At 69.4% G+C, this 10,384-nt stretch carries 8 protein-coding genes and 2 pseudogenes; 5 read left to right on the top strand and 5 right to left on the bottom strand.

The genetic code is table 11. The features are described from left to right. The 3 genes and pseudogenes from MCHUDSM44219_RS30555 to MCHUDSM44219_RS25130 all read right to left on the bottom strand — a co-directional run. Positions 1 to 328, bottom strand: a pseudogene (locus MCHUDSM44219_RS30555) (hypothetical protein); the annotation flags it as partial. A gap of 122 nt (positions 329 to 450) precedes the next feature. Then, the gene (locus MCHUDSM44219_RS25135) at positions 451 to 810 is read right to left on the bottom strand and encodes a VOC family protein (protein WP_048420998.1); all 360 of its coding nucleotides are present in this window, start codon (positions 808 to 810) and stop codon (positions 451 to 453) included. Next, a complete protein-coding gene (locus MCHUDSM44219_RS25130; protein ID WP_048420997.1) occupies positions 807 to 2,456 on the bottom strand; it encodes a DNA repair helicase XPB in 1,650 nt (549 codons plus the stop codon). The genes MCHUDSM44219_RS25135 and MCHUDSM44219_RS25130 overlap by 4 nt, the downstream gene beginning before the upstream one ends. A 442-nt stretch (positions 2,457 to 2,898) precedes the next feature. On the opposite strand from MCHUDSM44219_RS25130, the gene MCHUDSM44219_RS25125 reads away from it, so the two are divergent. Next, a complete protein-coding gene (locus tag MCHUDSM44219_RS25125; protein WP_236695583.1) occupies positions 2,899 to 6,084 on the top strand; it encodes an ICP22 family protein in 3,186 nt (1,061 codons plus the stop codon). Between the two features lie 5 nt (positions 6,085 to 6,089). Here the strand turns inward: MCHUDSM44219_RS25125 and MCHUDSM44219_RS25120 are convergent, their stop codons facing one another. Beyond that, positions 6,090 to 8,357, bottom strand: coding sequence for a helicase-associated domain-containing protein (locus MCHUDSM44219_RS25120; RefSeq protein WP_048420996.1), 2,268 nt, complete (start codon positions 8,355 to 8,357; stop codon positions 6,090 to 6,092). 56 nt (positions 8,358 to 8,413) lie between these two features. Between MCHUDSM44219_RS25120 and MCHUDSM44219_RS25115 the strand changes: the two genes are divergently transcribed. From MCHUDSM44219_RS25115 to MCHUDSM44219_RS25100, 4 genes are read left to right on the top strand one after another with little or no spacing between them, the layout of a single operon-like run. Next, on the top strand, positions 8,414 to 8,608 hold the full coding sequence (locus tag MCHUDSM44219_RS25115; RefSeq protein ID WP_048420995.1) for a hypothetical protein: 195 nt from the start codon (positions 8,414 to 8,416) through the stop codon (positions 8,606 to 8,608). A 2-nt stretch (positions 8,609 to 8,610) separates the two neighbouring features. Next, on the top strand, positions 8,611 to 9,111 hold the full coding sequence (gene moaC, locus MCHUDSM44219_RS25110) for a cyclic pyranopterin monophosphate synthase MoaC (RefSeq protein WP_048420994.1): 501 nt from the start codon (positions 8,611 to 8,613) through the stop codon (positions 9,109 to 9,111). Then, positions 9,108 to 9,593, top strand: coding sequence for a MogA/MoaB family molybdenum cofactor biosynthesis protein (locus MCHUDSM44219_RS25105; protein WP_048420993.1), 486 nt, complete (start codon positions 9,108 to 9,110; stop codon positions 9,591 to 9,593). Before moaC ends, MCHUDSM44219_RS25105 begins: the two co-directional genes overlap by 4 nt. After that, a complete protein-coding gene (locus tag MCHUDSM44219_RS25100; RefSeq protein WP_048420992.1) occupies positions 9,590 to 10,015 on the top strand; it encodes a molybdenum cofactor biosynthesis protein MoaE in 426 nt (141 codons plus the stop codon). The genes MCHUDSM44219_RS25105 and MCHUDSM44219_RS25100 overlap by 4 nt, the downstream gene beginning before the upstream one ends. Positions 10,016 to 10,021: 6 nt before the next feature. On the opposite strand, the pseudogene MCHUDSM44219_RS25095 reads toward MCHUDSM44219_RS25100, so the two are convergent. Continuing rightward, positions 10,022 to 10,384 (bottom strand): annotated as a pseudogene (locus MCHUDSM44219_RS25095) (transglycosylase family protein); the annotation flags it as partial.

Genomic DNA, 10,384 nt, shown 5'->3' with positions numbered 1-10,384 from the left:
CCGCCGGCGGCAGGTTCTGCATGGTGGCGGTGCCCATGAAGTTGTACGGATCCTGCGCCTGATGCCACGCGTCGCGCAGGAAGCCGAGCGGACCGTCACCCGAGCCGTACTGCGCGTTCGGGATCTCCGGCACCATGGGTGGGCCGACCGGCGGCGGCGGAGCAGGGGCGGCGACCGCGGGGTCGACCGGGACTGCCACCGGCTGGCCCGGAGGCGTCGGCGCGCCGTCGGGGCCCGGAACCGGCGTCGGGACCGGCTGTGACATCGCCAAGGGAGCCGATACGAGGGCGCCGAACGTCAACGCCGCGGCGACGCCGGCGGCGCGCACAGCGCTCCGAGCGCGTATGCGCTGGTCTCGCCTATGAGTGGTCATGGGTTCCTTTGCCGTGCTCTGAGCTCGTCCCGACTCGAGGAATGAGGCTAGCCGGTCTGCGACGTTGCCGCGCACTCTCAGCCGGATTGAGCGCGGTGGGAGAGCACATTGACGACGTTGCCGGCGGTATCGGCGAAGAAGAATCGGCGTACCCCCCACTCCTCGTCACTGAGCGGGTGCACGATACGCAACCCGGCGGCCACGGCGCTGCGGTACGCGTCGTCGACGTCGTCGACCTCGATCGACACCGTCGGATTGACCGTTGCCGTCGCGTCACGGCTCAGCAGACTGAGCTGGTGGCGACGGCCAGAATCGGCGAGCGTGACGATCCAGCCGTGGTCCATCGCGACGTCGAGCCCGAGCGCCGCGCGGTACTGGGCGACGGCGGTGGGCAGGTCGGTCACCGAGACGACCGGCACCACGCGTCCGACGGTCATATGGCCGGTCCGAGCAGGTCGTCGGCGTCCTTGATGACGTATCCGTAGCCCTGCTCGGCGAGGAACCGTTGGCGGTGTGCGGCGTACTCGGCGTCGAGGCTGTCCCGCGACACGACGGAGTAGAACACCGCCCCGCCGCCGTCGGCCTTGGGCCGCAGCAACCGGCCCAGTCGCTGCGCCTCCTCCTGGCGTGACCCGAACGTGCCCGAGACCTGAACGGCGACGCTGGCCTCGGGAAGGTCGATGGAGAAGTTCGCCACCTTCGACACGACCAGCGTCCGGATCTCACCCCGCCGGAACGCGTCGAACAGCGTCTCGCGCTCAGCCGTCTTCGTCGACCCCTGGATCACCGGGGCGTCCAGTTCAGCGCCCAGCTCGTCCAACTGGTCGAGGTAGGCGCCGATCACCAGCGTCGGCTCGTCAGGGTGCCGGTTGAGGATCGACTTCACCACGGCGATCTTGGTGTGTGCGGTCGCGCAGAGCTTGTAGCGCTCCTCGGGTTCGGCGGTCGCGTACAGCATGCGCTCGTTGTCGGTCATGGTGACGCGAACCTCGATGCATTCGGCGGGCGCGATCCAGCCCTGCGCCTCGATGTCCTTCCACGGGGCGTCGTAGCGCTTCGGTCCGATCAGCGAGAAGACGTCGCCCTCGCGCCCGTCCTCGCGGATCAACGTCGCGGTCAGGCCCAGTCGCCGGCGCGACTGCAGGTCGGCCGTCATCCGGAACACCGGCGCCGGAAGCAGATGCACCTCGTCGTAGACGATCAGCCCCCAGTCGCGGCTGTCGAACAGCTCGAGATGCTTGTATTCACCTTTGGTGCGCCGGGTGATGACCTGATAGGTCGCGATCGTCACCGGGCGGATCTCCTTCTTCTCGCCGGAGTACTCGCCGATCTCCTCCTCGGTCAGCGATGTCCGCGCGATCAGTTCCCGCTTCCACTGTCGTCCCGCCACCGTGTTGGTGACCAGGATCAGCGTCGTGGCACCGGCTTTCGCCATCGCGGCGGCGCCGACCAACGTCTTGCCCGCGCCGCACGGCAGCACCACGACGCCGGATCCGCCGTCCCAGAAGGAGTCGGCCGCCATCTGTTGGTAATCGCGGAGTTCCCAGCCGTTCTGCTCGAGGTCGATGGGGTGCGCCTCGCCGTCGACGTAGCCCGCCAGATCTTCGGCCGGCCATCCGATCTTCAGCAACATCTGCTTGACGCGGCCACGCTCGCTGTTGTGGACGATGACGGTGTCGTCGTCCAGGCGGGCGCCCAGCATCGGGGCGATCTTCTTGTTGCGCAGCACCTCCTCGAGCACGGCGCGGTCGAAGCTGACCAATGTCAGGCCGTGCGCCGGATGCTTCACCAGCTGCAGACGCCCGTAGCGGGCCATGGTGTCGACGATGTCGACCAGCAGCGGCTGGGGGACGGCGTAGCGCGAGAACGACACCAATGCGTCGACGACCTGCTCGGCGTCGTGACCGGCGGCTCGCGCGTTCCAGAGCGCCAGCGGGGTGATGCGGTAGGTGTGTACGTGCTCGGGTGCGCGCTCGAGCTCGGCGAAGGGGGCGATCGCGGCGCGGGCGGCGCCCGCCTGCTCGTGGTCGACCTCGAGCAGGACGGTCTTGTCCGACTGGACGATCAAGGGGCCGTCGGTCATGCCGGGCCTCGGTGGGAAGTCATCCTGCCCATTATCCGGATTGCTGTGACGACGGCCGGTGGCGTGGCTGGCGGCAAACATCTGAGGGCCACACCCTCGGGTCCGTCCCGGGCCGGACCACGTGGCAAGCGGGGTTGCGTATTCAGTGTGGTCGCGGTGTGTACGACGGTGCACGGCGACGCGGAGCGTCTACGCGGAAATTTGCTGACTGACGATATGGCGAGCACGCGTCCGCCTATGCCATTGCTTGATATGGATCCTGAGAACAAGTTCTCAGAAACCGTAGTCAGGCACGTCAATTTGCTTTAAGGTCAGCTTCGCGGGGTGTCGGTCGGCCATGGTCTACGCGTGCCCAGCTATCAGTCGCGGGGGCGAACAGACACGGGGGTCTGGGCGTATGACGGAGGCCGGGCGCATGAATGGAAGACCTGTCGCACATCGGATGTCGCGGTCGGGATCGCCGAACCGAGAGTTCTGGGCGGCGAAGGATCTTCTCGATGACGCGCGTCCCGTCGCATCGCGGCGTCACGCGCGTCCGACGAGTCCGAGCTACGCCGCGCACATCGGGCGGGTAGGTGCGCTGGCCGTCTCGCTGGGGATCGGGCTCGCCGTTGCCCACTCCGCGACGGGTGTCGCCGCCGCGGAGAGCGACACGGACACCACATCGGCCACCTCGTCGGCGAAGACCACGGACGCGGGACCGTCTGCCGGGTCGGCGCGCGATCCGAAGGCCGACGACACCGGGTCGTCCGGCTCGAGCACAGACACGGATACGCGCAACGACTCCGACGACCACGCCGACGCTGACGCTGACGAACCGTCCGGATCCGATGAGCCGTCCGACGACCCGACCGGCGGCGAGTCCGCCGAGGACCCGTCCGACGAAGTGCCCTCGGACGAGGCCGTGAAGAAGCGCTTCCCGCGCCTCCACACCCGGCCGGCCGTGGTCGAGGCCGATACGCCCTCTGCCGAAGAGGAAGCGGCCACCGGCGCCGACGAAACCGCCACCACCGACGCCAAGCCCATCGAGGTGGGGGCCGTCGTCGATGCGCCCGCCGCACCGCCCACCCCGTCGCGCTGGGCAGCCCGCAAGACCGTCACGATGTCGGTGGCCGAGTCCGCTCCGGCGCCGACCGAACCCGTCGCCGAGAAGAGTGCCACCGTCAACGTGGTCGGTGCGGTGGTGTCGAATTTCATTGCGCCGCTGGTGGACCCGGCGGCGCCGGTGTCCTCGCCGGTGACCGACGCCGTGCTGGCCTACGTGCGACGGCTGATCAGCCATACGTTCTTCAACAAGACCCCCGTGGTGCACTCGGTGACCACCTCGCAGATCCTCACCGGGCAAGTGCTGATCACCATCGACGCCGAGGATCCGAACGGCGACCCACTGACCTACGACGTCGTCCAGCCAGACTCCGGCCTGGTGTTCCGCGACCCGATCACCGGCACCTTCGTCTACACCCCGACCGTGCCCGTTGTCGGTGACTCGGTGCCCGTCGAGTTCCAGGTGGTCATCAGGGACGACTCCGAAGACCTCGGCTTCCTGAGGGTGCTGCACTCGGTGGCACGACTGTTCGGACTGGCCCAGCCCGACAACTACACCCAAACGGTGTCCTTCGTGGTCGACCCCATCGTGCAGCTTCCGCCGTCGGTGATCGCGGTCGGGAACCTGTTGCCGTACACGCTCGGTGGGGATCCGATCCCGCTGCTGTCGGTCGCCGAGATCCTCGATCCGGATTCGGACTCGCTGAAGAGCGCAGTCGTCAAGATCAATACCGGGCGACAGGTCGGCGACACGCTCACGTACGTCAAGCCGCAAGGCATCGACATCGACGGGGCGTGGAACGGTGTCGACACGTTGACGTTGACCGGGCTCGCCTCCAAAGCCGACTACGAGACGGCGTTGAAGGCGATCACGTTCAGCGCGACGGACCTCGGACTCGCCGTCCGCGGCGTGGGCATCACCCTCACCGACGAGCAGGATGCCAGCGGGATTCTCGCGACACCGGTGCTCGTCACCGTGGTACCCGGCATCGTCGTGAAGCTGCCGCCGGCCGTGCTCGCGGTCGGCGGGCTCACGCCGTTCACCCTGGGCGGCAACCCCGTCAAGCTGTTGTCGGTCGCCGAGATCACCGATCTGGACTCGGGCTCGATGAAGGGCGCGACGGTGAAGATCACCGCGGGTCTGAAGACCGGTGACACGTTGAACTACTCAGCGCCGCAGGGCATCACCATCAGCGGATCGTGGGATGGCACCGACACGCTGACGTTGTCCGGTGTGGCGTCGAAAGCCGACTACGAGGCGGCGTTGAAGGCGATCACGTTCAGCGCCACTGATCTCGGGCTGGCGAGCAGGATCGTGACGGTGACGCTCACCGACACCGATGACGTCACCGGACCCGGCACGCCCGCAACCCTCCTGGTGCTCCCGCCGGTCGTCATCGAACTCCCGCTGACGGTGACGGCACTCGGGGCGCCCGTCTACACGCTGGGCAAGCCGCCGGTCAAGGTCGTCTCCTCCGTGGACATCGCCAACGCCGACGATGATCAACTGACCGGAGCCGTCGTCACGATCGCGGCACTGGCGCGGCTGAGCGGCGACAAGCTGACCTACACCGGTGCGGCCGGCACCATCGACGTCGCCCAGACCAACGCCTACACCCTCACACTGTCGGGAACAGCGAGTGTCGCGGACTACGAAGCAGCACTCAAGCAGATCGGCTTCAGCGCAACGCAACTCGGTCTCACCCGGACGGTGACGATCACGGTCACCGAAGCCGACGGCGACACCAATCCGATTCCTGGTGCCGTTCTGGTCAACACGCTGACGCCGCTGCCGCCCTCGGTGACGGTGTTGTCGCTGCCGCCGACGTACACGATCGGCAAGACCGGGGTGAAGCTCGCGCCGACGGTGACGATCGGCGATCTCGACTCCGACGAGTTGAGCGGTGCCACCGTGAAGATCACGCTGGGGCGGCAGTCCGGCGATACATTGAGCTTCGCGACACTGGACGGCATTCCGATCTCCGGAACGTGGAACGGCACCGACACGCTGACGCTCACGGGCACCGCGAGCAAAGCGGATTACGAGGCGGCACTGGAGTCAGTGACGTTCACCGCCACCACTCTGGGCCTGCTCGGCCGCACCGTCAGTATCGACGTCGTCGACGACTCGGGCGTGGGTGCGCTTCTCCCGGGCACGGTGCTGGTGGCCGTCAAGAACCCGGACCGGCCGTTGATCGCGACCGTGGGCGCGACCTTCGTGAAGGTCAACAACACGGTCAAGCCGATCACGTTGGCCACCATCACCGACACCGACTCCCCGGTGCTGACCGGCGCGACAGTGACGATCACCGCCAATCGAAAGACCGGCGACACCCTGGCCTACACGCCGATCGCGGGTAACCCCATCACCGCGACCTACACCGCGGGCACGGGCGAATTGAAGCTGTCCGGGACGGCGACGATCGCGCAGTACAAGCAGGCGCTCGAGGCGGTCACCTTCAAAGCGACTCAGGTTCCCGGTCTTGTTCCGGTGATTCGCACCATCACGGTGAACGTCATCGACGACTCGAGTCTCGACGCCGCGATCGCCGGGATCGTGCTGACGACGGTGTCCGCGATCTAGCCGGCTCAGCCTGAGTCCGCCGACACCACCGAGGTCACCCGGTGGATCGCGAACTCGCGGACCCGGCCCGAAGCCGGGTCGTAGGCGGTCAACTGGCCGCCGCGAACGTTGATCGGCGCGACCACCCGTTGACTGGCCACTCCCGCCGGATCGACGTAGCCGATCACCACCGACTCCTGATGGTGGGCCGCCTGCTGCAGTTCCGAGATCGCGACTGCCGGATCGAGACGCAACCCGGATGCCGGCGTCGCAGCGACCTTGCGGAGCACCGCGACGATCGCGGCGAGGGTCTGGTCCGTCGGCGTGGCGTTGGGCCGGTAGGCGCGCCGGCGTCCCGGGGCGGGAACGCGGGCGCCGCGGCTGCGCAGGTCCACGATCGCGCCGGTGGTGTCCTCGGCGGCCGGCGCGAAACCCGCTCTGCGCAGGGCGGCCAGCACCTCGGAGATCGGGGCCTGCGACACCGCGACGGTCGGGGCCAGCAGGCGCAACTCGACCGCCTCGGTGGCCGGCGCCGCAGCCGCCGCCGCGAGCAGCGCCGCGTCCTCGCACCGCACGAACGAGGCCGCCATGCCGACCCTGAGCTGCCCGTGCCGTCGCGCCACGTCGTCGATCAGGTACGTCAATGCCTGCGGCACAGGCGTTCTGGAGTGGCGCGCAAACAGCGCATGCAATTCGCCCGCCGTCTTCCCGGTGTCCAGGGCGCGCCGCACCGACGCCTCGTCGATCCGGTAGACCATCGCTGCGCCGGCCGACTCCACCGTCGCCACCGCGCCCAACTGTTCGGCCAGGGCGCGTTCGAGCGGTCCGGGAACGATGACCGTCAGGTCGGCCTGGAGCAGGAAGTGGTCGATCGGCTTGGGGAGGGCCTTGTCCATCGCGGCGACGACGGCGTCATCGCCGTCTCCGGCGAGCAGTCGCCGCATCGGGCCGGCGATTGCTCCGCGGCCGACCGCGCCGACGGCGTGGGCTTCGGTCAGCAGGTCGGCCACCGGATCGGGCTGCAGCCGCGCCGACCATCGGGGCCGTTGCCACACCAGCGCCTGCGAAGCGCTCCCGGCGTCGACCCCCGAGCCCGGCGGCAGGTCCGCCAGCAGCGTGAGCAGCAGCCTGCGGTCCAGCGGCGCCGCCGTGGAGAACAACGAATCAGACAGCGCCGCATAGGGTTTGCCGTCGGGGCCGCGAGCGCCGACCAGGCTGGGGCGGCCCGGGAGATCGAGCCACGCCGACGCCATCAGATGCCACTTGACCTCGGTCGGTGATTCGATGAACCGGTCCGCGGCCACGGTGGGGGCCCACGAGGAGCCGGCCGCGTCCGTCGGGTCCGGCTCGGGGATACCCGCCGCGATCAGCCCGGCCGACAGCGCGATCTCGAGGATCAGGCCGAGCCGGCGCTCGTCGACACCGGTCGCCTTGGTGAGCCGCTTGACCTCCCGAACGCCGAGACCGCCGCTGCGCAATTCGGGAGCCGGTGCGGCGCTGAGGGTTTCGAGGACGAGCTCGACCTCGCGCAGAAGGTCGAGCGCGGCACCGGCCGCCACCGCGTCGATGTCGGCGGTGGTGGTGGTCGAGACCGTCGGGTCCGGTCGGGCCAGACTCACCGGACCCGGCGACTCGCCGCGCAGCACCTGCCCGACCAGCCGCGGAAGAATCACCGTGTCGGCGTCGAGGCGACGCAACAGTCCCGCGCTGAGCAGTCGTTGCACCGGCCGGTCCGGCGGCGCGTCGGGCAGAGCGTCGCGGGTCCGGCCGATCGGCGAACCCTCCAGCAGCCTGTCGAGCAGATCACGCTCTGCAGCGTCGAGTGCGGCGACCGCCTCGGTGACCTCGGCGCCGGACATCGCGTCGGGCTCCAGCGTCGCCTGTCCCGGGTACCAGGGCAGACAGTTGGCGGTTTCGGCGGCGACCCGCAACGCGCCCGCGCCCTCGGTGTCGCCCCACACCAGTGCGCGCTCGGTGAGTTTCGCGACGGCTGCCCGCAGCACCGACTCGTCGGCGCGTCCGCCGAGGGCTTCGTCGAGCGCGGCGAAGGTCACGGCGCCGCTGTCGGCGTGCAGGGTCAGCAGGGCGTCGAGCACGGTGAGGTGCAGGAAGTCGAGGTCGTCGGTGGCAGCTTTGATCGACTGCCGCGCCGCGGCGCGGGCGGCCAATGCCGCGATCGTGCCCGGTGGGGGCTGGGTGAGATCGGGCCGCAGACGCAGCAGCCGGACCAGCTCGTCGTCGCCGCGCTCGGCCAACCACACGCCCAGCGGCATGCCGGGGCTCTTCGCGCTCATCCTGACCAGCGTAAAGCAGCCTCCCACGCTCGCCAGCCGGCGATCGGCCTGCCACAATGTCTCCCGTGGCTGATGACAAGAAGAACCGTTACGTCGATCCGGGCTGGCCCACGAGTGACGCCGACGACCACGCCGTCAGTGAGCTGGCCGCCGACCGCACTGGGGCCCTCTCGCCGTTCGGTGACATCACGTTCCCGCTGCCGGCCGAAGAACTGCCGTTCATCCAGTCTTCGACCGTCATCAACAAGTAGCGATGGCGGACCGCCTCTCGCACCTCGACGAGACCGGCGCCGCCCACATGGTCGACGTCACCGCCAAGGACGCCACCAAGCGCGTTGCGGTGGCTGCGGGCACGGTCCGTACCCGCGCCGACGTCGTCGACCTCATCAGTACGAACGGTCTGCCCAAGGGTGACGCGCTGGCCACCGCCCGCGTCGCGGGGATCCTGGCCGCCAAACGCACCAGCGACCTCGTCCCGCTGTGCCATCCGCTGGCCATCACCGGCGTCGACATCGACTTCAGCATCGGCGGCGCCGAGGTCGGCATCACGGCGACTGTCCGGACGACCGACCGCACCGGAGTGGAGATGGAGGCGCTGACCGCCGTCAGCGTGGCCGCGCTGACCGTCTACGACATGATCAAGGCCGTCGACCGGGCGGCCTCGATCGACGACATCCGCGTGCTGCACAAAGAGGGCGGCAAGACGGGCACGTGGTCGAGCGCCGGCTCGACCGGACTGCCAGAGGCGCGGTGACCTCGGCCCGCACGGGCGTGGTCGTCATCGCGTCCACCCGGGCGTCGTCGGGCGTGTACGAGGATCGCTGCGGCCCCGTCATCGCCGACTGGCTCAACGCCCGTGCCATCGCCACGCCGGCGCCCGTCGTGGTCGCCGACGGCGCGCCGGTCGCAGCCGCGCTGCGCGCCGCGCTCGCCGACGGTCCGGACGTCGTGATCACCTCCGGGGGCACCGGCATCTCGCCGACGGACGCGACGCCTCAGATCACCCTCGAACTCCTTGACTACGAGGTGCCGGGACTGGCTGACGCGATCAGACGGTCGGGGTTGCCGCAGGTGCCGACGTCGATCCTGTCGCGCGGCGTCTGCGGGGTCGCCGGACGCACACTGATCGTGAACCTGCCCGGTTCGCTCGGCGGAGTGCGCGACGGTCTCGATGTCCTCGACGGCGTCCTCGGCCATGCGCTCGACCAACTCCGAGGTAAGGACCATCCGCAATGACCGCCGTCGTGCGTGCCGAACTCACCGATCGCCCGATCGACGTGGCTGAACACGAGGCGCTGGTGTCGCATCACGCCGCCGGGGCCGTGGTGTCGTTCGCCGGCGTGGTGCGTGATCACGACGGTGGCCGCCCGGTCACGCGGCTGGAGTACTCGGCGCACCCGTCGGCGGGGCAGACGCTCGCCGACGTCGTGGCGGCGGTCGCCGCCGACAGCGCGGGCGTCCGCGCCATCGCGGTCAGCCACCGCGTCGGCAGCCTGCAGATCGGCGACGCAGCGCTGATCGCGGTGGTCGCCGCCGACCATCGCGGCGCGGCGTTTCAGACGTGCGCGCGTCTGGTGGACCGCGTCAAAGAACAGCTACCGGTGTGGAAACACCAGTTCTTCGCCGACGGCACCGACGAGTGGGTCAACTCCGCCTAGCGGGGCTCAGGCCGGCGGCAGAACCGGGGCCGGGGCAGGCGCGGGCACCGGCAACGGTGCGTCGGGAGGAACCGGCGCGCCGGGTGCGGGCGGAGCGACCGGATCCAGCGCAGCCGGGCCACTGGTCAGCGGTCGCTGCGTGAGTGCGAGCAGCGCGTCCTTGCCCGAGATCTCCTGCGTCTGGATGGCGTGCCAGATGTCCTTCAGGTACGTCACGTTCGGGCTCGCGTCGGTCACCTGACTCGGATCGACCGTGGTGCCGGGCGGCAGATTCTGCGGGCTGACGAGGTGGGGCACTCCGTCGGGAAGCGGGAGATCGCCGGACACGGCCTGGTTGGCGATGTCGCCGGCACCGTTGGTCGCGATCGC

It is taken from the genome of Mycolicibacterium chubuense (assembly GCF_001044255.1).
Classification (GTDB): domain Bacteria; phylum Actinomycetota; class Actinomycetes; order Mycobacteriales; family Mycobacteriaceae; genus Mycobacterium; species Mycobacterium chubuense.
The sequence above is the reverse complement of the archived record's forward strand: the minus strand, read 5'-3'. Positions and strand labels throughout refer to the sequence as shown.

What these genes read in the sequence shown, in the direction of transcription:
- MCHUDSM44219_RS25135 (WP_048420998.1), bottom strand. Translation starts at nt 810, where the DNA reads ATGACCGTCGGACGCGTGGTGCCGGTCGTCTCGGTGACCGACCTGCCC.
- MCHUDSM44219_RS25130 (WP_048420997.1), bottom strand. Translation starts at nt 2,456, where the DNA reads ATGACCGACGGCCCCTTGATCGTCCAGTCGGACAAGACCGTCCTGCTC.
- MCHUDSM44219_RS25125 (WP_236695583.1), top strand. Translation starts at nt 2,899, where the DNA reads ATGTCGCGGTCGGGATCGCCGAACCGAGAGTTCTGGGCGGCGAAGGAT.
- MCHUDSM44219_RS25120 (WP_048420996.1), bottom strand. Translation starts at nt 8,357, where the DNA reads ATGAGCGCGAAGAGCCCCGGCATGCCGCTGGGCGTGTGGTTGGCCGAG.
- MCHUDSM44219_RS25115 (WP_048420995.1), top strand. Translation starts at nt 8,414, where the DNA reads ATGTCTCCCGTGGCTGATGACAAGAAGAACCGTTACGTCGATCCGGGC.
- moaC (WP_048420994.1), top strand. Translation starts at nt 8,611, where the DNA reads ATGGCGGACCGCCTCTCGCACCTCGACGAGACCGGCGCCGCCCACATG.
- MCHUDSM44219_RS25100 (WP_048420992.1), top strand. Translation starts at nt 9,590, where the DNA reads ATGACCGCCGTCGTGCGTGCCGAACTCACCGATCGCCCGATCGACGTG.